Origin of the sequence: Fibrobacter sp. (genome assembly GCA_012523595.1) — a bacterium.
GTDB lineage: Bacteria > Fibrobacterota > Chitinivibrionia > Chitinivibrionales > Chitinispirillaceae > JAAYIG01.
Window position 1 is genome coordinate 1 of sequence record JAAYIG010000173.1, and the last position, 24,547, is coordinate 24,547.

Genomic DNA, 24,547 nt, shown 5'->3' on the forward strand with positions numbered 1-24,547 from the left:
ACTCCTGGAGTATTTCTGCTACACCCGGCAGGTTATCGATAATAAAAAGATGAGTATTTTCATTGAGGAGTGATTGATGTTCATGCTGCCCGTGAAAATCGATGATCAGTTCTCCCAGCTTTTTAAGTGAACTCAGAGGCAGGGGAGTCTGGTTAACAAGGATCCGGTTTGGGCCGTTTCTGGATATTTTTCTTCTGATGACAAGCTGGTTGTCTTCAGGGTCAATTGAAAGATCTTCCAGGAGCGATGAGAGAGGTTTACTTATCTCTGTAAGCTCGAAAATACCGCTGACTTCTGCTTCCGGAAACCCGCTTCTTATCATCTCTGAGGATGCCCGCTCACCCAGCAGCAGTCCGATTGCACCGACCAGGATAGATTTTCCCGCGCCAGTTTCTCCTGTAAAAACTGAAAAGCCCTTTTCGAATTCCAGCGAAAGTTCTTCGATGAGAGCCAGATTTTTAATGTGCAGTTCACGAATCATAACAGGAATTCCGGTTTTTATATCCTCGTCCCCAGTCCAGTTTTCTTCTAAGTAAGGCAAAATAGGAGAGTTCTGTCAGTTGTATCAGATTTGCACTCTTGCCACCGTAAGTGACAATGATCTGATCATTGTTTTGCAGCCGGATCGATTCCAGACCATCGCTGCTTAGCAGGAGGTCGGGATTTTTGTCATTTACAACCAGACGGATGCTCTTATCAGAGGAGAGAATAAGAGGCCGTTCGGTTAGAGAGTGTGGACAGATAGGAGTCAGCAGGAACGCCTTGACATAGGGTTCCACGATGGGTCCTCCGGCAGAGAGAGAATATGCCGTGGAGCCATTGGGAGTGGCAACGATTATTCCATCGGCGTAAAACTCCGTTATAAAGTCGCTCCCGTGCCAGGCAGAAATAGATGTGATTTTCGGAGTGTTAATCCTGTTCAAGAAAATGTCATTGAGTGCATGAAAAACCTGAATCTGTTCTCCATTCCGCATCACAGAGGCTTCAAGCACCATTCTGCTCATGGTATTGTATTCACCCCTGTGAATTTTCAGTAAAGTATTTCCCAGGTCTTCAGGACTGATGTCTGTGAGAAATCCCAGTCCTCCCACGTTCAAACCAATGATTGGCTTTTCAGTAAAGCGGCACATGTGTGCGACAGAAAGAAAGGTTCCATCTCCGCCAACCGACACTACAGCCTCGCTCTGGTTGAGAAATTCTTCCTCAGAGGCGGATATTGGAGCATCTGCTGAAATCTGTCCGGCAATGCAGGGATGGAAGAACACGGGAATCATATTCTCCCGTGACCACAGAAGGATCCTTGAGAGGACATCTGTAACCTTCTGTGACTTTTTAAAAGCGACGATGCCGAATGATTCGATTTTTTTCATATCATGTTCTGAATTCCAATGACTCAGATAATATACTTTCAAAAGTGGGCCAGCGCTGTTTCAGCAATTCGTCATTGATAGTGGTGGTTCCCACGCATTTCGATCCTGCAATAGCCAAACTTCCTGAGAAATGGGGAGGCAGATTTTCGGCAAGGTCGAATCCATCGAAATCCCGCGTCCCTTCCATGACTATTCCATCAGGCATTTCACCCAGACGTGCTCCCAGCAGGCGGATACATTTTTCCAGTAATTCGATTCCGTCGGGCTGATCATTGCGCAGGTCCTCGAGATCTCTGAACACAGATTGACCTTCGGCAAATGCTGCCAGAACAACCATCGAGGGAAGGTGAGAGCTGAAGAGCGAGGATGGACAGCATTCTACTTTACGACCAACGAGGTCGCATTTCTGTATAGTGAGCATTCCGGCTGATCCAAATGAGGTACGTGATGTTTCCTGGACAGATATCTTGGCACCCATTTTACGGATAAAGGCAATCACAGGTGTAGCCCAGGATTCAAGAGGCATATTATTTACGACAAATGATCCCTTGGGGAAAAGACATTTTCCCGTGGTCATTATCGAGCTTAATACTTCATCTCCGGGAAGTGCGATAAACACAGGTTCATCACTTAGTGGCTTCCTTGAGAAATCTGCGATTACAGTAAACTGCTGGCCTGTAGATTCTCTTTTTTTCTTCTGCATCATACGCATGCGTCTGGCAATCGGATCAGTTTCCTTCTGCACTGCGCTTTTTGAAAGAACCTCAAAACCAAATGCTTGTGCAAGCTGCTTCAGAGGATTGGAGAACTGGAAATCGATCTGGAAAGAGCAACTTCTCAGCATTCCCATAAAAAGGCCCAGAAGAGGAGAAATATCCTCCTCCTCGACACTTACTGATGTACTGAGTGTATCGGGAGCGTTGCTGAGAGAGAGTGCTTCGTTCTCATCAAATTGAGAGATATCAAGCGTAAATCCAAATTTTCGGGCTCTTTGCTGCCAGTTTTCCAGGCGCTTATGTGAAGCAGACCGGAGAGCTACAGTTTTACCCATCCCAAGCAGAATAAAGGAGATCAGGTCCCGGTAAGGGAGTATCTCGAAGGGGAGTGCAACAAAGGCGGATGAATCCTGAGCAGAAAGAGGTGTTACGGTACAGGAGTTTTCGCTGAATTCGAACGATGCAATCCCCTTTAATGTTTCTACCCAGAGTTTTATCAGAGGAGTATCGTTTACAGGTGTGATTACTGCCTTTCTGCCGGCACAGATAGTGGAAATTGCCGAGAGCAGAAACAAATCAGGACTGGGGGGCAGATCAAGTTTACCACGAAGAGATTTAGCCTGTTTGATGTTAAGCACTTCTGTCAAGTCCTTTCCCGTGCAGAAAAACCGTTCTGCGAAAGCAAAGCAATTGCATCACGTGCAATATCTGAATTATCAAAGGCAAGGCGGATAGTTCCACCTTCACCTTCACGTACTTTCAAGACCTCAATATCTTTTATGTTTATACTCTTTTCCGCAAGCAGCGCCGAGATACTGGCAATGACACCGGGCTGGTCCTTTGCATGCACAAGAACCTCGCTGAGTTTCCTCAGGAAACCCTTATTTGCAGGAGATATGCTGCTTCTGATCCTGTCGGAACGATCGAAGTATTCCTTCAGGGAACCCTGTTTCAAATTCTCCCTTATATCAGCGAGAATGTTTGAAAGAGATTCAAGCAGGGGATCGATAGCTGCTTTATTTGTGAGAAAAATATCATGCCACATGGGGTAGGGTGCTGAAGCTACACGGGTCATGTCGCGGAATCCACCAGCAGCAAGAGTAAGTGTCCCCGGAATTTTTTCCTCCATAGTTTCTGCCAGACAGACAAGAGCGACAGCCAGCAGATGAGGAACATGGCTGACTGTAGCGACTATTCTGTCGTGAACGGACGGTTCGAGGAAAAGAGTCCTGCATCCAAGATACTTTTCAAGGAAAGCGGCGAAAGATTTTTCCATATATCCGCTTGAACCAGATGGAGGAGATAGAACATAAATTGCGTTTTGAAAGAGATAGGGGTCGGATACGGATGGGCCACTTTTCTCTGAACCGGTCATGGGGTGTCCGCCGCAGAAATAAACATGTGGAGGTAAAAAAGCGGCGGCTTCCATGATCTTTTGCTTTGTGCTTCCTACATCAGTTATCAGAAGTCCTTCCGGAAGCTCCATAGTGCTCAGTTTGTTCAGTGTTTCCAGAATTACACTGATTGGAGAGCAGAGAAAGAGAAGGTCGGTGTCTTTGATGACATCCTGAAGAGAATCATAAGTAAAACCTTCGTCGATACACCCAAGGCGTTTGGCGGTTTCGATGGCAGAGGGAGATGACAGACCAGTGATTTTGCCTTTGAAACCGGAGTTTTTAAGGGCCAACCCCAAGGATCCTCCCAGCAACCCGACACTGTAAATGGTTACCTTTTCAGGCATAAAAGTCATTTCAGTAATCCTCCCGCCTGTTCAGAAGATAGAGCACTTCACCCTCTTTTGTAATGGGTATTATCGAATTGCGGTAGAAATCCACAACAATATCAGGATCGATTACCTTGCGTACAATGGGATTGACAGCAGTCTGAATAGAGACTGTCTTTTCCCGTACTCTGCTCACAATACGATCCTCAACATCTTTCCGGGTAAGTTTTTCGAGAATTGCAGAGGGATTACCTTCTTTTATCAGCCTGCTGTAGACCTCGGGATCTCTCCTGAATTTACTTTCGGCAACATAAAGTGCTCCGTAGTGGATACGTCTGGCGATTGCCTGTAATGCGTAAACATCAAGCTCGACACTCGATCCCCACTGCCCGTCATCTCCAGCGGGGCATATCCGTGGTACAAGGTTTAAATAATCCTGCAGTATCTTTGCTGTCAGATTGATCTTCTGGAAATCTTGGATGTGAAGTCCGGTGTCAGGCAAAACTACTTTACGCCTTGGTTCAGGAAGGTCTTTGTTGAATGGACGCTCCTCAGGAGCACAGAATCGCCCAAAACAGGAATCCATAGTTTCCTGATGCAACAGTCTGATACTGAAGAGGCTTTTCAGTGGTTCTCCAGAAAATCCGCTGTTTCCGGGCTGGTAAATTCCAATATCGGCACTGAACTGCGCTCTGTCAATTAATCGAAGGATTATTGTCTCTTCGAAGCCCTCAAGACGGGCTGCAACTACCATGAGATCGAGGTGATTTAAAACCATGTTTTCTGAAGTCATCCGGATAGAAAAAAACTGAACCCTTCATAGAAATTTCTATATAGAAAAAATACCATTTGCCTCCGGATTCAGGAACGGGTAGCGGTTTTATAGGAGGAAACTTTTTTTCGCAGAATTGCCCCAAGGTTCGCTGTTTCCTTGCTGTGAGATTCTATAATTGAGACAAGTGCACTGCCGACTATCACCGCATCAGCACCGGAGTGCTTTACCGAGCGCACGTGTTCCGGAGTTGAAATGCCGAATCCTACAGCAAGCGGTTTGTCTGTAACAGTTCTCAATTTCTGAAGAGTGCCTCTAACAGAACTGCTCAGATCTTTGGCGACTCCTGTGGTTCCAAGCCGGCTTACTACGTATACAAATGAGTCCACCTGATCACAAATCATCTTCATCCGCGAAATAGGAGTGAGTTCTGTGACAATAAAGACCCGTCCCAGTTTACACTCTTTCATGGCTTTCTGCAGTTCTGAAGACTCCTCAGGAGGCATATCTGCCACAAGTAAGCTGTCGATTCCCGCATCAGCTGCTTTTTTACAAAAAGTCCGGTATCCCAGGTGGTTTATGCTGTTTGCATAAAGGAGAACTCCGAAAGGGATATCGGTATAATTTCTGAGGCTTTTTACAAGAGAGAAAAACCTGGAGTGGTTCAGCCCGGAAGCGATGGCCCGCTGGGCGGCTCTCTGATTAACAGGTCCGTCAGCAATGGGGTCGGAGAAAGGGTAACCGATTTCAAGTATATCGGCTCCTCCATCAATGAAAGCCCTGAATACTGCTTCGCTTTTTTCCGGATCAGGGTCTCCTGCTACGGCAAATGGTATAAATGCAGATTCTTTTCTGTTTTTCAGACTTTCAAAAGTTTTCTGGTAACGATTCATATCTTTTTCCCTGTCTGGTCTGCGACTGTGAAGATGTCTTTATCGCCACGGCCGGAAAGGTTGATAATCATGATATAGTCCGAAGGCAGCTTCGGTGCCAGTTTAACTGCGCAGGCTACAGCGTGAGATGATTCCAGCGCTGGAATTATTCCCTCAAGTCTGCATAAAAGAGAGAATGCGTTCAGTGCCTCTTTGTCGGTAGCGTAAGTATACCGGACTCTTCCGGTCTCATGCAGGAAGGCATGCTGTGGACCTACACCGCTGTAATCGAGTCCTGCTGACACTGAGTGTGTATTTGCTATCTGGCCGTCTGAGTCCTGAAGGACATAGGAGAAAGATCCATGCAGGATTCCGGGTCTGGAATACTTTGTCTTTGTTAATCTTACTGCATGCTTTATTCCTTTCAGTCCCATTCCGCCAGCTTCTACACCAGTCAATTTTACTTTCTTATCATCAAGGAAAGCACTGAAGATTCCGATCGCATTGGAGCCGCCTCCAACACAGGCAATCACTTCATCAGGAAGCCTTCCGGCTGCGGAAATGATCTGCTTTCTTGCCTCTTTACCTATGATAGACTGGAAATCCCTGACAATGGAAGGGAAGGGGTGGGGACCCAGTGCAGAGCCGAAAACATAGTGAGTGGACTGTACTGAAGCGGTCCAGTCTCTGAGTGCCTCATTGACTGCGTCTTTCAGTGTCTTACCGCCGCTCTCAACCGGAATGACACGGCTGCCGAGGAGATTCATCCTGAAGACATTTGGTTTCTGACGGGCCATGTCGACTGTGCCCATGTAAATGTCACAATCCATACCCAGAAGAGCTGCGGCAGTTGCAGTGGCTACTCCATGCTGTCCTGCGCCTGTTTCAGCAATGAGACGGGTTTTACCCATGAAACGGGCGAGCAGAGCCTGTCCAAGAGCATTGGTAATTTTGTGTGCTCCGGTATGGTTAAGATCTTCACGTTTAAGGAATATCCTGGCCCCGCCAAGATATTCGGTCAATCGTGAGGCGAAATAAAGGGCTGTGGGGCGCCCATTATAGGTTTTCAGCAGATAATTGTACCAGTCCTGATACTGTTTATCTTTGTGAAAATCCGAATAAGCCCTCTCGACCTCATCGAGAGCCGGCATGAGAGTTTCCGGAGCGAATCTTCCTCCGAATTTTCCGAAATACCCTGCTGAAGTTTTGTTCTTCTTTTTCATAGTATTATTCTGCCGAATCGCCTGATTCTAAAAGATGCTCTTTCGGTCATTTCTTTCCCATAAGACCAGAGCACCATAAATACTCTTCCTGAGATGCTGTTTTCCCTGACCGGTCCGAAATATCTGGAATCCAGGCCTGAGTTCCAGTTATCGGCAAGAAGAAAAACATATGAGCTCTTGACTTTGTAGATATCTGTTGTTTTACCGTCAAGAATAAGCGAGAATTGAAGAGAAAAACTCCTGTCTTCCAGAGTATTCCTGAGGAATTCCTCGAGTCTGGACCAGAAGAACCAGTCGAATTTAAGGTTGTCAGGAACCGAATCGACAGTTCCTTTGTACAGCGAGAAATCACTGATAAAATAATCGTTGGAGAGGGAATCGTCTATTATAAGGTTTGTTTTCAGATCGACCCGGACGGGGTCATTTTCCTGCCTGACGATTGAAACAACGGTAAAAAAATCGCGTATTGATAAGTTGTCCAGAAATAAGGTGTCTCCGCGAGCGGGAATACGCAGGGGTTGATAGTAGTCCCGTGGTGAATAGTTCGGAGGAACCGGTTCGGTAGAATCTTTTTTACCGGGAAAAGGTACAGAGGGGTGGTTGCTGTTTACAAACATACCAGCATCTACAGTAACTGTATCGCCGCTGTGTCCGGCTATACGCAGACAACCGCTTTTCCTGCTTTGATACGGGAGAGAGAAGATTACAGGTTTGTTAAGTGCAGGCTTGAAAAGACTTCTTACCAGAGGGAGGTAAGGTGTACGGAAGACAAGTACCCGGTCTCCATCCAGAATCGAGGGTGCCATCTGGGCACCGTTTACTCTCAGGATGTCAATGATGAAAAACTTGATGAAAAGTCCGGCTGCAACGATAATCAGCAGTTGTTTTACGGATCTGAGGAAAAAGGAGCGGGAGTCAAAAGCCAATTTGAACGACTCAGGCATAGACTACTCCCGGCTGAGGACAGCCAGAAAAGCTTCCTGAGGCACTTCAACATTCCCTATCTGTTTCATCCGCTTTTTACCCTCTTTCTGCTTTTCCAGCAGTTTTCTTTTCCGTGTGATATCTCCTCCGTAACACTTTGAGGTGACATCTTTGCGGTAAGGTTTGACAGTTGTACGGGCAATCACCTTTGATCCGATTGCTGCCTGAATTGCCACTTCGTACTGCTGTCTGGGGATGAGTTCTTTGAGCTTTGATGTGATAGACTGCCCGAAATGATAGGCGTTGTCCCGGTAGACTATTGATGAGAAAGCGTCAACAGGGGAGCCGTTGATGAGTATATCGAGTTTGACCAGGTTGTCTGTCTCGTACCCGTCAAGCTCGTAATCCATCGAGGCATAGCCGCGTGAGCAGCTTTTAAGTTTGTCAAAAAAGTCAATTATCATCTCTGAAAGGGGAATACGGTAATGGAGACAGACTCTTGTGGGTTCCAAATACTCCATTGTAGTCATCTTTCCCCTTTTGTCTTCACATAACTTCATTATTGCCCCTACAAATTCGGTAGGGGAGATAATCTGCATCTTGGCTATCGGTTCACTGATACTCTCAAGGTCCTGTGCAGGGGGCATTTTTGCCGGACTCTCAATATCCAGCTCTTCACCGCCTTTTAACACAACCTTGTATTTGACATTGGGAACAGTGGTTATGATATTCACGTTGAATTCGCGGAAAAGCCTCTCCTGAACGATTTCCATGTGAAGCAAGCCCAGAAAACCCGCTCTGAAACCGAATCCAAGTGCAGCGGATGTTTCCGGTTCGTAGCTTATGGATGAGTCATTGAGACGCAGTTTTTCAAGGGCGCTTCTCAAGTCCTCGTAATCTGCTTTATCAACAGGATAGATACCGCTGAATACCATCGGTTTGACTTCCCGGTAACCTGCAACCGGTTCTTTCGCGCCGTCAAGACGTGTAGTGATGGTGTCACCGATTTTAATATCGGAAACAGTGCGTATGTTCGCAATTACATACCCGACCTCTCCGGTTTTGAGCACATCAGAAGGAACTCTTCCCATGCGGAAAAATCCGATTTCATCAACCTCATACTCCCTACCAGTCGAGAAGAACCGTATATCATCGCCTTTTTTCAGTTGTCCTTCAAAGACTCTTACGTAGGCTACTGCACCCCTGAAGGAATCGAATTTGGAATCGAAAACAAGAGCTTTGAGAGGCTTTGAGTCATTGCTTGCTGGAGGTGGAACGTCACTTATAACCCGTTCCAGTATAGGCTTTACCCCTTCACCGGTTTTTGCACTGCAGGCAAGAATTGTGGAAGGATCAACACCAAGCAGGTCCGAAACCTGACGCCTTACCTCATCGGGATGAGCTGAGGGAAGGTCAACTTTGTTAAGGACCGGGATAATTGTCAGATCGTTGTCCAGGGCCAGGTAGATGTTAGTGAGGGTCTGGGCCTCTATCCCCTGAGTGGCATCGACAACCAGGATCGCCCCCTCACAAGCGGCAAGTGATCTTGAGACCTCATAGGAGAAGTCGACATGTCCGGGTGTGTCGATAAGGTTGAACTGATATTGCTGCCCGTTTTCGGATTTATACTGCATCCGCACCGGGTGGGATTTGATAGTTATACCCCTCTCCCGTTCAAGATCCATGTCATCGAGGACCTGATCCTGCATTTTCTCTCTGCTGACAGTACCTGTCAATTCCAGAAAACGGTCGGCGAGGGTGGATTTGCCGTGGTCAATATGGGCAATAATACAGAAATTTCGTATAAAATCTGTTGTCACTTTAAATCCCGTGAGCAGTCTTGAGAATACGATTGAACTGCCGGAAGAAGTGTTAATATTAAACTCTAAAATATACTAAATGCATGCAGAGGGATGATTTAAGAAATACGGAAAAAGGGGGACTTGATTTTCATGAATTGGTGGTTTCTTTATTTTGGAAGGGGGAGATTTTTGAAGGATTATGATGTGCATGAGATTTTGATTTAGATGCCGGTGGAGGAAAGGATATGGAGAGATGCTAAATTCTGAGGTTACCTCTGGGGAGAAATAGTGATTTAACTTGTTAAATTCGGAGGTTACCTCTGGGGAGAAACAGTGATTTAACCTGTTAAATCCGGAAGTTACCTCTGGGGAGAAACAGTGATTTAACTTGTTAAATTCGGAAGTTACCTCTGGGGAGAAACAGTGATTTAACCTGTTAAATTCGGAAGTTACCTCTGGGGTGAAACAGTGATTTAACCTGTTAAATTCGGAAGTTACCTCTGGGGTGAAATAGTGATTTAACTTGTTAAATTCGGAAGTTACCTCTGGGGTGAAATAGTGATTTAACTTGTTAAATCCTGAAATTACCAAAGATTCCTTTCAAACTTTCTGGATTAAGGCACGTGCTTTGTTCCCGATAGGAAAAAGACCATATAAAAAATTAAGGAAAGGTTTGTGGGAATAGGTTTTCCATAGCAGAAGTTTAAAACCGGTCTTGTTTAATAAAAATTTAAAGGAATCTTTGCAAAACTCATTGCAGTGACCTGGAACAAAATCACTTGAGTATTTTTTCCTGTAAATCCTGTGTCTCCGCATAAATCTCTTGTATTTAAGTTCCCAGGAATCGATGTTGGGAATTTCGATTAAAACCAATCCACCAGGGGAGAGCAGTTGATTAATCCTGTTCATCACTTTCAGTGAATCGGGAAAATGTTCCAGAACATGAATCAGAATAATGATATCGAATCTTTTGTCACCCAGATCTGTTTCTGACATGAAATCCGCTTTTATGACATTGAGTTTCAGATGTCTGGCAACGGAATCGACCAGGAATTGAGACAATTCGACACCGGTTACTTGAAAACCATCCTGATGAGCCATGTTAAGAATTCGTCCGTTACCGAACCCGATTTCAAGCAGAGAACCGGTGGAGGGAAGATAACGTTTCAGGAAGCGGTAGGATTCAGTCTGACTTTTGTTTACCGGATGCGAATCATCGAGAGGATCAATGAATACTTCAGCGTATTTCTCCTGATTCACTCCTCCATCGAGGTCGTAATTTACCAGTTTGCAGTTCCGGCATCGATAGTATGAAAACTGATTTCTGGAACCTGCCTTCTCATGGATTACCAGATCGGTGTTCCCGCAAAGCCTGCATCTGTCTAACATCTTATTTCTTCCCTGTCAGATACAATGTCCTAATTTATAAAATAGTTCAGACCAGCTAATATACTTAACGGGTGACCACTGAATATCCTGATGGGGATGATTTTTACCAGAGAAAAAAGATCTTTTTGCTGAACTACAGGCTGATTGGTTAAATATCAGACATAAGTAAACATCTGCTTTGGACATGTACGCTGTGCTTTTTGTTGAAATGGTGAATTCCACAGGATAAAATCATTTCAAGTCTCGGGAATCGGCATCGAAAGACGGGAAATAATGAAACGATACCGATTCCGATGCCGATACCGACACTGATAAGGGAAATCAACGATGAACATCTTTTTTTTCAATTCCCGTACATTCTTAACCAGAGAAGTTGTAAATGCACTTAAAAAGAAAAAAGGACACAGGGTAATCGCTGTTGATATTGAACTGAGCCCGGATTCCAGCCTGGTTCCATCGATTATTGAACATCTCAGGCCATATCTTCCCGGCCTTGCCATTTTCATTAACAATGCCGGTTGTGATTTCAGAGGAGAATTATACAGAGCGCTATCAGAGAGTGGTTCTCTGATTGTAAACTGGTATACCGATTATCCTTTTTACGATGAGTGTTTTCATGGAAGGAGGATGGTTCCGGATCATAGACGGATCGATCTGGTAAGTGAGGAATCGTATGTGGATGAGATGGCAGAGAGGGGATTCAGGGCATTTTTCATGCCCCTGGCAACTGATACTTCCTTTTTCAACACAGATGGCGAAGTAGAGAAACAGAGAGATATCGCTTTTGTAGGAAATTCCAGTTTTGAGTTCCTTGACTCTATAGTCAATGAGGAACGGAGCAGTGAACTTCAAAAACTGCTCTCCCTGCAGGCTGATATGAAGAACCGGTACTTTACCGACCCAAGGTTTGATATCCGCGGTTTTCTCAAGGAGAATCGTCATTTGTGGGAAGGGAAAACAAATCTTGAGGAACAAGTACTTCTGTTTTGTATCGAGTGGCTGGCAGGATATCTTTACAGGAGAGACTTTATCAAGGGTATAGCGGAAAAGTACGGTTCACGGTTCACCTGTTTTGGAGATCCTTACTGGCAGAATTTTATCGATCCATCTCTGGTATCCGCAGATGCCTGTTACTACACTAATCTCTGCCGGTATTACAGATCAACCAGAGTGAATCTTAATGTAAACAGGATTCAAATCAGGAAATCTTTTACACAGCGGGTGTTTGACTGTGCTGCAAGCGGAAGTTTCCTTCTGACAGACAGACGGGAATGCAACAGCCGTTTTTTCAAGGTTTCCGGGGCTGACAGGGAGATGGTGCAGTATGACTCTTTGGAAGAGTGCTGTGATTTGATCGATTATTATCTTGTTCATGAGGAGGAAAGAGAAGCTATCGCAAGTGCTGCCAGAAGGAAAGTGCTGGCCGAACATACTTACGATCACAGGATAGACCAGATATTTGAACTCTGCCGAAAGGTATGGGGTACCTGAGGAGTGATAAAATCTGGCTTATTTTTTGATACATTACATATCCCTGTCTTATAATACTCAGACTTTTTAAGGAATACAGATGATGGAACAGAGCAAGAGAAACAGTCCTCCAGGAAGAAAAATAAAGGAAGTTGCCATCGAACTGGGACTCGATCCGGAAGAGATTCTGCCCTATGGGCATTATATCGCCAAGATTCCTATTAAAGAGCTCATTTCACGTGAAAACAAACCTGACGGTCATCTGATTCTTGTTTCAGCAATGACACCTACTCCTCAGGGAGAGGGCAAAACTACAACGACGATCGGGCTGGGAGATGCACTTAGGGTGCTTGGGAAAAAATCCGCGATCTGCCTTAGGGAACCTTCATTGGGACCTTACTTCGGGATCAAAGGGGGAGGTACAGGTGCAGGGAAAGCACAGGTCGTTCCATCAGAAGCTATCAATCTGCATTTTGTAGGTGACATGTATGCTGTCGAGAAGGCAAATAATCTTCTTGCTGCTATGATCGATAATCACCTTCAGCATGGAAATGAACTGCAAATTGATCCCCGCAGGATAGTGCTGAAACGGGTTATCGACTTTAATGAAAGATCTTTACGGGAGATAGTAATTGGCCTTGGAGGGGTGAGAAATGGTATTCCACGAAAAGACGGGTTCAATATCACTCCTGCTTCTGAGGTGATGGCAGTGCTCTGCCTTACGAGAGATTTTAATGATCTGCAGCGTCGCTTGAGCAATATGGTTGCGGCATTTACTTACAGTGGAGAACCTGTCACCCCTGTGCATGTGGAGGCGGTCGGGGCGATGCAGGTTCTTTTGCGTGATGCGGTTGATCCCAATCTTGTGCAGACAGCTGAAGGTACACCGGCTTTTGTGCACCTCGGGCCTTTTGCCAATATTGCTCAGGGTACAAATTCTGCAATAGCTACTCGTATGGCACTTAAACTGGCAGATTATGTTGTTACTGAGGCGGGCTTTGGGACAGAACTGGGTGCAGAAAAATTTTTCCACATAAAATGCAGGGCCGCAGGTTTAAATCCATCGGCCGCTGTGATAGTGGCTACATTAAAGGCTGTGAAATATCACGGTGGATTCACATTGGAGGGCGGTCTGGGCAATCTGGCCAAGCACATAGAAAATATCCGTCACTTTGGTCTTCAGCCAGTTGTGGCCATAAACCGTTTTGATGATGACAGCCTGGATGAACTCCGGAAAATAATAAGCTTTTGTAAAGAAAGCGGTACCGAGGCCTGCATCACTACACATTACAACGATGGAGGCAGGGGTGCTGTGGATCTGGCTGAGGCAGTACTGAGAAGTATAGGGGTGAACCAGGGGAAGAAGTTAAATTTCCTCTACAATCCTGAGCAGCCGCTTGAGGAAAAGCTGCAGGCAGTGGCTTGCAGGCTCTATGGAGCTGATGGAGTGGAGCTTGACAGAAATGCTGTCTCAGATCTGGAATTATTAAAGAAAACAGGAATGGACAAGCTTCCTGTATGCATAGCCAAAACCCCGCTTTCATTGTCCGATAACTCGAAACTGAGGGGAAGGCCGGGTAATTTCAGAATAACAGTTAATGAGCTTCGGGTCTCTGCAGGTGCCGGATTTATAGTTGCTGTCTGTGGAAATATAGTAACCATGCCCGGTTTGCCCAGATTCCCTGCTGCATTGAAGATAAGAGTTCTTGGGGATGGGACTGCGGTTGGGCTGAGCTGATACTATTTGTGCTTTACATTAACATTTACCCTTATCCATTGCTGATCCTCATTAAGCAGTTGTGTTCCGGGAGGAGTGTTTACTTTCAGACGAAGCACTGTGTTCTGTTTTATCTGAGAGAGATCCAGTACTTCGGTGGGGATCTCGGAATACTGGTTTTTCCGTGAAGACCGGATCGTCATTCGTAAAGACTGGGGAGCGACTTTGATCTCTGTGACTTCAAGATTACCAGGGACTTTGCCTTTTGTCTTTACTGTAACCGGAAGTTCGACCTGCTCAATCTGGTATGCGTGAAATGTAAACATTCCGGGCGAAATGTCTGTTACACTCAAACCTTTGGGCAGATTCAGGTTTTTATCGGTTATAGGAATGGAATGAGATCCCTCTTTGAGCGTTTTAACATCCAGAGAGACAACTAATGTGGTGTGATCAAAATTGAAGGCACGCTCCTGTCCTGTAAGGGATACTTTCACCTGTTCCGGACTGGGGTTTTCAATGACCCATCCTGATGGTGCATTTCTGTACTCAACCGGCACAGTATAGGTGCGGTTGACTGTCTCTACTCTGTTGGCGAATGCCAGCCACAGCACTATCGACAGGAAAAGAGAAACCAGTTTGAGTCTGGCATTTGATGTGAGTTTAAATGATCGTTTTTTGGTTGTTGGTGAGGGGAGAATATGGTTGTAAAAATCATCGATCCGGATTCTTAACTTGTCTTTGTCAACTATTTCCAGGTGCCCCGATTCTGCTATGCTTATTGTTCCGCGCTCTTCTGATACTACCAGGACCATTGCATCGGAGCGTTCTGAGAGGCCTAAAGCGGCAGTATGGCGGGTACCGACATTACCAACCTCTGAAAGATTGTGAGAAAGGGGAAGTCTGACAGCGAATTTGTCGATCCTGTCTCCTTCAAGAATCACAGCTCCATCGTGCATTGGTGTTTCAGGGTGGAAAATACTGTAAAGGAGTGGCACACTGATTCTGCCGTCAACAGAGATACCACCACTTAGATGCCGGTCCAGAAGTTCCCGGCCGCGGATCACTATCAGAGCACCGATGCGGTCTCTGGCAAGACTGCACACAGCGCTTACAATCGATTCCACGGTTCTGTTTGAGGCCAGGAGCTGGCGTTTTGAACGGTAAGAACCCATCGATGCCAGGTGCTCAACTGCCATACGGATATCATCCTGGAAGATGATGGCCAGGACAACCAGTGCAGCAGTAAATCCAGCCTGGAAAATATGAGAGGTTATGTACATGTTAAGCAGACGGGCGGAAAGATAAAGGATAAAGACCGCACTGATAGAGATCACTATGGCTCTTGAAGCCTTGCGTCTTAACCATGTAAAGACAAAGTAGAGAAACAGTGAAAGTACCAGAATATCAAGAAAATCTGCGAAACGGAAGTTTGAGACAGCCTGTTTAAGGAAGTTAATCACATTGCTACCTGCTTTTCAGTGAGATTTAAAAATACTGCAGTTCTCATCTGCGTACAATAAATGGATTTCATTATTTTTTCTCTGGTTAGAAGCAAAATGGGAGTTTGAATGATTTGCAAGGTTAAGATAAAACACCCTTTGACAGATGTAGTGCTGTTCGGGGTGGTCAGGAGCGGAGAGACTGCAGTAAGCAGAATAGAGCTGGCGGGCCAGGATTATGACGGCAAGGTTTCCAGCGGCACGGATAAGAAGCTGATGCGTTATGGACAGATGATTTACGATTTTCTCAATGGAGCACAACGGGATCTCTTGTCGATACCACTGTTGATGGATGATTGTACTGATTTTTCGCGGAAGGTACTGGAAACTGCAAGAAAGATCCGGTGGGGTGAAACAATTTCGTACTCCGAGCTTGCCAGGAGGGCCGGATATCCGGGTGCTGTGAGGGCAGCAGCATCTGTTATGCGTAAGAACCGTTTTCTGCTTGTGATCCCTTGCCATCGGGTGATAAGAAGCGATGGAACATCAGGCGGGTACTGCGGGATGCAGAGTGGAGCAGCGGTTGAATTGAAGAAACGATTGCTGGAACTGGAGGGGGTAGATGTTCACCTCTGAGTTGAATTAATGCCAGATTGGAAAAAATCTGGAAAGATTTTTGCTGGTATTTTCATCCTCTATGATATCCTAACACAAAGGAGGATTTATGCCCAAAAAAGCGCTAAAACCGGTTCCGGAAGGAATGAACACTATCACTCCCTATCTTTCATTTAAGAACAAATGTCTGGAGGCGATTGATTTTTACCAGAAGGCTTTAGGTGCCAGGCTTGTGGGAGAGATTGAAAAGACGCCGGACGGCAGAGTGATGCATGCCATGATGAAAATCGGGGATTCAAATATCATGCTCTCCGATTCTTTTCGTCCTGTCAATCCCGGCACTCCGATGATAGAGATGTGGCTTTATGTAGAGGATGCGGATCGCATTTTCGACCAGGCAGCCAAGGCGGGATGCGAGGTAACGATGCCTATTGCAGATATGTTCTGGGGTGACAGAGTTGGCCAGGTGAAGGATCCATTTGGCCATATATGGTCAATTGCTTCCAATGTATGGGAATTGACACCTGAGGAGATGAAGGAAAAAGAGAAAGAGTGGCTTAAACAATCTGGAATGTAAAAAGAATTGCTCTTTAAACGGGGGAAGAACCGTTTGCAATCGGCTTTTCTCCCGGTTTTCAACTCATGGGTCTGCAAAGAGATCTCAGGGCAGATTCAATCAGGAAACTGTTGCCTGGCTTTCAGCGTTCCTCTTATTGGCCTTTTTCACAACATTTTCTGCAAGAGTATATCGAAGAGTTCTCCTGAGTTCCTCAGAGGGGCAGTCAGGGTCGTGATTTCTGAAAAGGTCAATGAGATTTCTTATAATCTGCACAGGAGTCATGATTATTTCCCAGGGAAAGCCCCACCAGCCAATGATAAGAGAGAGAAACGCTGCGCCTGCCTGTTTTTTTGTCGCGCAGGAGCGGCAGCAGATATGCATTTGTGATTTCTAGGACGTAAAAAGGAGAAGTGAATAAACCGAATGAGATTGGTATACATCAACCGGTCCCCGTCCACTGCATTTCGGGCAGATTCCTGAATGAACTTGATTTACATATTGATCAACCATATCCTGCGGCAATTCATTTGCTACTGATCTCAACACACTCTTCCTGACACATTCATCATTGCAATATATCTGACCATCTACAGTTTTACCCCGAAAAAGGATAGTCGTATTACAAAAAGCACACCTTTTCATGATAAGCCTTTCAAAAGGGTTGATAGTGTCTGTGGCCGGAAACTCAGGATTTCAGGCTATTATATCGCATTCTGTTTGTGAAATCAAATAATTCCTCTTGTTCTGTATCTGAAATATCTACACTTCTGTCTAAAAATTCAGAGAGTGGTAGAGAGATATCAGAAAGCCATAAATACAATCCTGATACCTGTAAAGGCGAGAGCCACGGCAAGAACACGTAAAATCCATTGTCCGTGGAGTCTTGATGAGAGTACTGCTCCAACCTGTGCTCCAGGAAGTACTCCTGAGACGAGGAAAACTATCTGGAAAAGTGCGGACCTGGAAAAAGAACCGGTAACAATATGGACCAGTGTACCGGTAAAGGCCATGATAAGGAGCGTTAGATGTGATGTGGCTGTAGCAATATGAACAGGAAAATTCAGTAATCGAACGAGGGATGGTACATGGATTATACCTCCTCCAATACCAAGCAGACTCGATAGATAACCTGTGATAAGGCTGATCCACATCCCGATTTTCATATCAAATGAATAGACGTGTGTGGCACCGTTTTTCTCTGTTATTCTCCTTGTTGTGTGTGCTTTAATTTTCTTCTTCTCTTTTTTTTTAATGACAGGTTTGTGAAAAATGAGATACAACGACAGCATAAGCATCAGACTTCCGAAGATTGCATTAAAGGACTGGCGGGATATTTTGTCTGTGCTTAATACTCCCAGGATTGCACCCGGTACCGTGACCAAAGCAAAAAGCAGCCCGGATCTGTAATCGATTCGTCCCATGCGGCTATAGGCAAAAGTTCCGGAAAGTGCATTAAAAAAAATAACAGCCAGAGAGATAGCTGTAATATTGTCTGGACTCACTCCCGGATACATAAGAAGAAGCACCGGGACAAGTAAAAAACCGCCACCAGCTCCTATCATGGTGCCAACAGTGCCAACTACAAATCCCAGAGGAATAAGCCACAAAAACTGTTCTGACAATAGTGTGCTTTCCTTTAATTCTTTGATTTATTCGGGCTTTCTGTAAAAATACTATTGTGGTTGTGGTTCGAAACGCAACAAAGAGATTTGAGTTGGGGTGAAAGGAATGTGCCAGATAAATTACCTTCAAACCGTTAAGCCGTTAATTCACCTTTGAGGTGAAAGTGTGATTAAACCACTTAAGTCATTGATTTACCGCAAAGATGATAATGTAACTTAATCCATTAAGTGATCAGGTAAAACAGAGTTACTCGTGGCTCAAATCTTCAGTTCATTATTCCGGAGACTTTCTACTGATAATTCATCTTCTCTTGCTACTGCAGGATTTCATCTTTCTGGCCAGGGCTCGCAGTGATGTCTTTTCCCATTCCCTCCACAGTTCATAGTGCTCAAAGTCGCGCTCATGTTGTTTAAATTCGTGACCGTGAATTACATGCCTGCCGTTTTTGAAATATGGTGGAATGACTATGTGAAGCATCTCATGGTACATCACTGCTTCTATCGCAAACTGTGGGACTTCAGGATGATTGTAGACGCCGGCTATTGTGATGAGGTTGAAACGGGTACCGTCTGCAGCAATTCTTGTGCTCTGGTATGATGTCAGTGAGCATTTTGATCCCCATCGAAGTACGGCGCTCAGTGAGCCGCCAAAGTAACGCCTGTTCAAGTCATCAAAAACCAGACGCAGATCGTAATTGCAGCCCATTGTCCTTTTTTCAAGCTTCACCGGGTCTACCCTTGTCATCCTAAGATGTGGAATATCCAGGTCTTTTATATAGGACTGTATGCGCCTTTCCAATTCGACTTTGTTTCTTCTGAATACGGGGGATTGCCTTCTTCTTTCAGTTAAAGGAAGAAGTGCCCACTCAATAAGAGCAGCTTTGATTTCATCCGGAGCGCTTTCCAGATAAGATGGAAGAGTCAGGGTGCGATGTCCATTGGAACGGCTTATTTTCACATGCCAGCTCTTCTTTAAGCGGGGACTGAGAAAAACTGTAAGACCTTTTATATTTCTGGAATCGATTAGCTTGCTGAACTGGGAATCGGGATTTCTAATCATCGGTACTGCCTGAAGTGTTTGAAAAACTAAATCTATTTCGAAATATACTACTGTCATCAGAGTTTTAATAGTCAGAAGCTCTTCTTTGTGACTAAAACAGCAATGAGCAAGAGTTATTTTTTTTATATGTCAGAACAGGAAAAAAACGAGAAAAAACGGGTGATGGTGGCTATGAGCGGCGGGGTGGACTCTTCCGTAGCTGCATATCTTCTCTGCCGACAGGGACACCACGTAGTAGGGGTCACTATGTGCCTGGGTATCGTTGACACATCGGGGGAGGCCCAGTGCTGTGGACCTGAAGCGGTCAGGGATGCAAGAAAAGTGTGTGAAATCCTCGATATTCCCCATTATGTCATGGATTTTTCATCAAAACTGCATGCAGATGTGATCACTGATTTTGTAAATCAATACACAGAGGGGCGCACACCCAATCCATGCGTACGCTGCAACCGGTATCTCAAATTCGGATCATTGCTTGATTATGCTCAATCGTGTGGTTTCGATTATATCGCCACTGGCCACTACGCCGGTATTGCTATTTACAAAGACAAGCCTGTCCTGAAACGGCGTTTAGGTGACCCGAAGGATCAGACCTATTTTCTCTACAGCATCCCTTCATCCCGGCTCAACAATATTCTCTTTCCGCTTTCTGAAACAGACAAACCACAGGTAAGGGAACTGGCCAAAGAGGCTGGACTCCCTGTGGCATCCAAACCGGAAAGCCAGGAGATATGTTTTGTCCCTGGCAACAATTACCGGGCGTTTCTCAGAAGATATGACTCTTTCAAGGCCGAACCTGGAGAAATTGTCAATTCCAGGGGAGAAGTTTTAGGTATACACAGTGGAATAAGTAATTATACGGTAGGGCAGAGGAAGGGACTCGGGATCGCTTCAGGAAAACCTCTTTACGTGCTGTCTATTGATAAAGAAAAAAACAGGGTTGTTCTCGGAGACAAGGAAGAGCTCGGAGCATCAGCACTGGTTGCAGGTGAAGTCAATATGCTCATGGATGAAATTCCCGATGAGGTGACAGCCAAAATACGCTATTCGCAGTTTGATTTTCCCTGTAAAGCAAGGTTTCAGGATGGGAAACTTACCGTGGAGTTCCTTGAGGCACAGAATGCAGTAACACCTGGGCAGTCTGTCGTACTCTACTATAAGGAACTGGTTGTGGGCGGAGGCATAATCGAAAAAGCTGTCAGGTAAGGGCTTCAGAGGATAATCGATTTGATAAATGAAGCTCATAACCGTGTTTTTCTGAATCAGGTAGATGGTAAGTGGCTGGTTTTTAAAAATCCGGTGGAGATTCTTCAGACTGATGATGTTTCCGGTGTATTGGCGCTTCTACTTAAAATAGAGAGTAGGATAGCAGAGGGTTTCCATGCGGCAGGATTTTTAAGCTATGAAGCCGCACCGGCTTTTGATCCGGCCTTAAAAGTGCATCAGTCCAGTGGCTTTCCTCTTCTATGGTTTGGTATCTACAGAAAACCTGTCATAGATTATTTACCCCAGATAAAAGATGGTTTTCAGTATGATCCGATCTGGGATCCGGTAATGGGCCAGGATGAATACAATTCAGCACTGGCTAGAATCAAGGATTATATCCTTAGCGGTGATACTTACCAGGTAAACTTTACTTTCAGAATGCGTTCCAGGATGACGTGTGATCCGTTGATGACATTCCTTTCTGTTCAGGAATATCATCCCATGCCTTTTTCCGCTTACATTGACACTGGAAAGCATGTTATATGCTCTTTTTCTCCTGAGCTTTTCTTCAGGCTTGATGATAATCGCATCTCTACACGTCCGATGAAAGGGACTGCCCCGAGAGGGAGATTTATTGCAGAAGACAGGAGAAATGCCGAAATCCTGCACAATTCAGAAAAGGATCGTGCGGAAAACATAATGATAGTAGATATGCTTCGCAATGATCTTGGCAGAATAGCAAAATTTAATACTGTTGAAGTTAGTGACATCTTCCGGGTAGAGCAGTACCAATCGGTTCTTCAGATGACATCCACTGTCTCCGCTCTTACAGAGGCTCCGATCAGCGGGATTTTCAAGGCACTTTTTCCATGTGCTTCGGTAACAGGTGCCCCGAAAGTAAGGACTATGGATATAATAAAAGAACTGGAGACATCACCGAGAAAGATCTACTGTGGTGCTATCGGTTATATCTCTCCTCCCAGAAAGGCTGTTTTCAATGTGGCCATCAGGACACTGCTTATTGATAATGAAACCGGCATATCTGAATATGGTACAGGAAGCGGCATAGTATGGGATTCCGCTGCTGGTAGTGAGTATGAGGAATGCCTTAGAAAGACAGAAATCATAACCAGGAAAACGGCTCCCTTTGATCTTATAGAAACTATCCGCTGGTCGCCAGAAGAGGGTTACTTTTTGTTTGACAGACACATAAAGAGGCTTTCTGATTCGATCAGGTATTTCGGATTTCATGCCGATGTCAGTGTTATAAAAGAGTATATACAGGGTATTACAGCAGATTTCGGGAATAACTCTCTACGGGTCAGAGTACAGGTTAACAGGGAGGGAAAACTCTCCCATTCTGTCATGGTACTGAACAAACCAACCTGTGAGAGGAGAATAAAACTTGGCATATCAGGAATCCCGGTTGACTCCTCAGATCCGTTCCTATTTCATAAAACAACCAGACGGTCAGTGTATACAGAGGCATTGGAGAATTGCCCCGGATGTGATGATGCTATTCTCTGGAACGAAAGGGGAGAGGTTACAGAGACCACTATCGGAAATATTGTCATAGAGGCAGATGGACGTTATTTGACGCCTGCAGTTCAGTGCGGATTGCTCGGAGGGACTTTCAGGGAGGAGATGATCTGCAGAGGAAAAATCACTGAAACAATTATTACACTGGATATGCTGAAAAGTTGTGATAACATTTTCCGCATCAATTCAATAAGAGGGTGGGAGAGAGCGGTATTGGCATGATTCCTTCTGGCCAATTCCCTATATTTATTCACTCCGTGTTCGTAACAGTGGTTCACTGCACTTTAGATTTCCTATACGTTGGATGAGCTCTTTTCTGTAAACAATCGAGATTAAACTTATCATGAGAATCCATCCGGTTCTCCTTTCAGAGAAACGAGCACCTCGTAGCAGGACTCGATTGTAAAGTCGAGTTCCTCCCGTGTATGTGCAGATGACAGGAAGAATGCCTCAAACTGGGATGGAGCGAGATAGATTCCTTTATTCAACATGCCATGGAAAAATCGGGCGTATATGTTTCTATCAGCCCTGCGTGCCGATTGAGCGTCGTAAACATCCTCACCACCATTAAAAAAAAGTGTCATCATTGAACCGACCCGATTCAGTTTTACTTTGATACCTGCTTTGTCGAAGGAATCTACGAGTCCTTCTGAGAGGTAAGCTGCGTTTTTCTCCAGAGTCTCATAGAAACCATCTGTTGAATGGATTACTTTCAGAGTGGCAAGTCCTGCACTGATTGACAGGGGATTGCCAGAGAGTGTCCCTGCCTGGTATACCGGTCCGCTTGGCGCAACAAGCTCCATTATTGATTTACTTCCGCCATAAGCTCCGACCGGCAGCCCACCACCTATAATTTTCCCGAAAGTGGAAAGATCCGGCTTTATTCCGTAAAGCTCCTGAGCGCCACCTGCGGCAACTCTGAAACCTGTCATCACCTCATCAAAAATGAGAAGAGAGTGGTTGGAGGCTGTAATCTCACGTAGTCTGGAGAGAAAAGTTCGGTCAGGAGGAATGACACCCATGTTACCGACAACGGGTTCCAGTATTACAGCTGCAATCTGGTCAGGATACCTTGCGAAGAGTGCCTCCACTGAGCCGATATCATTAAAATTCGCCAGAAGAGTATCTCTTGCCGTACCTGATGTAACTCCAGGACTGTCTGGAATACCCAGAGTTTCAACTCCTGAACCTGCAGCGATCAGGAAACTGTCAGCATGACCATGATAACATCCGTCGAATTTGATAATCAGGTCGCGTTTTATGTATCCTCTTGCCAGCCTTATGGCACTCATGGTAGCCTCTGTACCTGAGTTTACGAACCGGATCATTTCCACAGATGGAACTATGGAGGAGATAAGATGGGCCAGTTCGGTCTCGTTCTCGGTCGGTGCTCCGAAAGAGAGGCCTTTCTGCATGGCGGCACTGATTGCATCGGTTATAGCAGGATGAGCGTTGCCAAGGATCAGAGGCCCCCAGGATCCGACAAAATCGATATAATCGTTTCCATCAATGTCCATTATATGTGATCCCTTCCCTGAGTGCACAAAAGCCGGCACACCTCCCACTCCCTTGAATGCTCTCACAGGGGAATTTACGCCACCAGGGATTAACCCTTTGGCCCTCTCAAAAGCGATTTCACTTTTCATTCGGTTGATGATGCTCATTTTTTGCCCTTACCTTTTTACTGGCTCTTGGTTTTACTCTCCGATCGATGCTCATAAATCCAGTAAAGTACCTTTTCCTATTCCACTGGTGATATCTCGTAATAAGCAAGTTCCTTGCCTATTACTGAAGGAACAAGAAGGGATGGATGAAAGGAGAACGCGTCCAATTTGAGAGTGAGGTAAGAGATAATCAGGAAGTTCATCGAGTCTGGGGTTTTCGGGTTTTCTCCGGAGATGAAAAAAGGAAATGAGCCTGGAAGGTCACCTCAGGGGTGAATATTTGATTTAATTGTTTGAATCAGTTTTTCATCCCAGAGATAACATAATGACATTCCTTTTCTAGAAGGTGAATTAGTGAATTTATTAGCAGTTAAGTAACTTTTTCCTCTCAGAGGTCCTTACCCCAGAGGTAACTTTGTGACTAAATCAATGAGTCATCACAAGGGGTGAAAATTCCCTCATCTACGAGGTGACACAATGACATAGGCCATGGTCGGTTGTCAGTGGTTTAGCGGCCTTAAGCCACAATTTCACCTCTGAGGTTTTACCCCGGAGATGAAACAGTGACTCAAACTTGCCCCGATTTTTGCTATTCTCTTTTTACCCTGAATACCCCCTTGGGAAGCTACCTATATAGCTAAGGAGGACTCATGGCGACTAAACCAAGAATGATCGTCCCAAACGCCTTCTACCAAATCAGATCCGCCTGCATCCCCGAACTAAAAGCATTCTCCAGTGAGAAAATGAAATCTTTCCTGCTCAAACAGATCTCTATCGCCAAGGAAAAGTACTCCTTCAAGTGCTTCTCCTGGTCTATCATGGATGACCACTATCACCTGGTGGTTCAATCCAGCGAAGAAACCAT

At 45.2% G+C, this 24,547-nt stretch carries 22 protein-coding genes; 7 read left to right on the top strand and 15 right to left on the bottom strand.

The features are described from left to right. From GX089_11830 to GX089_11875, 10 genes are all read right to left on the bottom strand, one after another. The coding region (locus GX089_11830) for an AAA family ATPase (protein NLP03177.1) at positions 1-481 on the bottom strand (481 nt) is incomplete at its 3' end. Then, positions 471-1,370 (bottom strand): NAD(+)/NADH kinase, encoded by a 900-nt coding sequence (locus tag GX089_11835; GenBank protein ID NLP03178.1) that lies wholly within the window; start codon positions 1,368-1,370, stop codon positions 471-473. The genes GX089_11830 and GX089_11835, both read right to left, overlap by 11 nt. A gap of 1 nt (position 1,371) precedes the next feature. After that, the gene (locus GX089_11840; protein ID NLP03179.1) at positions 1,372-2,733 is read right to left on the bottom strand and encodes a hypothetical protein; all 1,362 of its coding nucleotides are present in this window, start codon (positions 2,731-2,733) and stop codon (positions 1,372-1,374) included. Beyond that, complete coding sequence (locus GX089_11845) at positions 2,730-3,836, bottom strand: prephenate dehydrogenase/arogenate dehydrogenase family protein (protein NLP03180.1); 1,107 nt, start codon at positions 3,834-3,836, stop codon at positions 2,730-2,732. Before GX089_11845 ends, GX089_11840 begins: the two co-directional genes overlap by 4 nt. Position 3,837: 1 nt before the next feature. Beyond that, on the bottom strand, positions 3,838-4,587 hold the full coding sequence (locus GX089_11850; GenBank protein ID NLP03181.1) for a chorismate mutase: 750 nt from the start codon (positions 4,585-4,587) through the stop codon (positions 3,838-3,840). A gap of 83 nt (positions 4,588-4,670) precedes the next feature. Further along, positions 4,671-5,474 (bottom strand): tryptophan synthase subunit alpha, encoded by an 804-nt coding sequence (locus GX089_11855; GenBank protein NLP03182.1) that lies wholly within the window; start codon positions 5,472-5,474, stop codon positions 4,671-4,673. Then, complete coding sequence (trpB, locus tag GX089_11860; protein ID NLP03183.1) at positions 5,471-6,676, bottom strand: tryptophan synthase subunit beta; 1,206 nt, start codon at positions 6,674-6,676, stop codon at positions 5,471-5,473. The genes GX089_11855 and trpB overlap by 4 nt, the downstream gene beginning before the upstream one ends. After that, the gene (locus GX089_11865; GenBank protein NLP03184.1) at positions 6,673-7,620 is read right to left on the bottom strand and encodes a hypothetical protein; all 948 of its coding nucleotides are present in this window, start codon (positions 7,618-7,620) and stop codon (positions 6,673-6,675) included. Before GX089_11865 ends, trpB begins: the two co-directional genes overlap by 4 nt. 3 nt (positions 7,621-7,623) lie before the next feature. Next, positions 7,624-9,420, bottom strand: coding sequence for an elongation factor 4 (gene lepA / locus GX089_11870; protein NLP03185.1), 1,797 nt, complete (start codon positions 9,418-9,420; stop codon positions 7,624-7,626). Positions 9,421-10,002: 582 nt separating this feature from the next. Next, positions 10,003-10,791, bottom strand: coding sequence for a class I SAM-dependent methyltransferase (locus tag GX089_11875; protein ID NLP03186.1), 789 nt, complete (start codon positions 10,789-10,791; stop codon positions 10,003-10,005). 327 nt (positions 10,792-11,118) lie between these two features. Between GX089_11875 and GX089_11880 the strand changes: the two genes are divergently transcribed. Both GX089_11880 and GX089_11885 read left to right on the top strand, forming a co-directional pair. After that, positions 11,119-12,282, top strand: coding sequence for a glycosyltransferase (locus tag GX089_11880; GenBank protein NLP03187.1), 1,164 nt, complete (start codon positions 11,119-11,121; stop codon positions 12,280-12,282). Positions 12,283-12,361: 79 nt separating this feature from the next. Then, positions 12,362-13,999 (top strand): formate--tetrahydrofolate ligase, encoded by a 1,638-nt coding sequence (locus GX089_11885; protein ID NLP03188.1) that lies wholly within the window; start codon positions 12,362-12,364, stop codon positions 13,997-13,999. 2 nt (positions 14,000-14,001) lie between these two features. Here the strand turns inward: GX089_11885 and GX089_11890 are convergent, their stop codons facing one another. Then, on the bottom strand, positions 14,002-15,438 hold the full coding sequence (locus GX089_11890; protein NLP03189.1) for a hypothetical protein: 1,437 nt from the start codon (positions 15,436-15,438) through the stop codon (positions 14,002-14,004). Positions 15,439-15,546: 108 nt separating this feature from the next. Here GX089_11890 and GX089_11895 point away from each other — a divergent pair, with 108 nt between their 5' ends. Further along, positions 15,547-16,053 (top strand): MGMT family protein, encoded by a 507-nt coding sequence (locus GX089_11895; protein ID NLP03190.1) that lies wholly within the window; start codon positions 15,547-15,549, stop codon positions 16,051-16,053. A gap of 88 nt (positions 16,054-16,141) precedes the next feature. Beyond that, positions 16,142-16,609, top strand: a complete 468-nt coding sequence (locus tag GX089_11900; GenBank protein ID NLP03191.1) for a glyoxalase/bleomycin resistance/extradiol dioxygenase family protein — start codon at positions 16,142-16,144, stop codon at positions 16,607-16,609. A gap of 99 nt (positions 16,610-16,708) precedes the next feature. On the opposite strand, the gene GX089_11905 is transcribed toward GX089_11900, so the two are convergent. The 3 genes from GX089_11905 to GX089_11915 form a co-directional block, all read right to left on the bottom strand. Then, a complete protein-coding gene (locus tag GX089_11905; protein ID NLP03192.1) occupies positions 16,709-16,972 on the bottom strand; it encodes a hypothetical protein in 264 nt (87 codons plus the stop codon). 419 nt (positions 16,973-17,391) lie between these two features. Further along, positions 17,392-18,153 (bottom strand): sulfite exporter TauE/SafE family protein, encoded by a 762-nt coding sequence (locus GX089_11910; protein ID NLP03193.1) that lies wholly within the window; start codon positions 18,151-18,153, stop codon positions 17,392-17,394. Positions 18,154-18,514: 361 nt separating this feature from the next. Next, on the bottom strand, positions 18,515-19,273 hold the full coding sequence (locus GX089_11915; protein ID NLP03194.1) for a SprT family zinc-dependent metalloprotease: 759 nt from the start codon (positions 19,271-19,273) through the stop codon (positions 18,515-18,517). 126 nt (positions 19,274-19,399) lie between these two features. Here GX089_11915 and mnmA point away from each other — a divergent pair, with 126 nt between their 5' ends. Next, positions 19,400-20,479 (top strand): tRNA 2-thiouridine(34) synthase MnmA, encoded by a 1,080-nt coding sequence (gene mnmA, locus GX089_11920; GenBank protein ID NLP03195.1) that lies wholly within the window; start codon positions 19,400-19,402, stop codon positions 20,477-20,479. A gap of 21 nt (positions 20,480-20,500) precedes the next feature. Then, positions 20,501-22,240 (top strand): aminodeoxychorismate synthase component I, encoded by a 1,740-nt coding sequence (gene pabB, locus GX089_11925; GenBank protein ID NLP03196.1) that lies wholly within the window; start codon positions 20,501-20,503, stop codon positions 22,238-22,240. Positions 22,241-22,359: 119 nt separating this feature from the next. Here pabB and hemL read toward each other — a convergent pair whose 3' ends face one another. Further along, complete coding sequence (hemL, locus tag GX089_11930; GenBank protein ID NLP03197.1) at positions 22,360-23,673, bottom strand: glutamate-1-semialdehyde 2,1-aminomutase; 1,314 nt, start codon at positions 23,671-23,673, stop codon at positions 22,360-22,362. Between the two features lie 659 nt (positions 23,674-24,332). Here hemL and GX089_11935 point away from each other — a divergent pair. Further along, positions 24,333-24,547 (top strand): hypothetical protein (locus GX089_11935; protein ID NLP03198.1); only part of this gene is annotated, 215 nt, incomplete at its 3' end.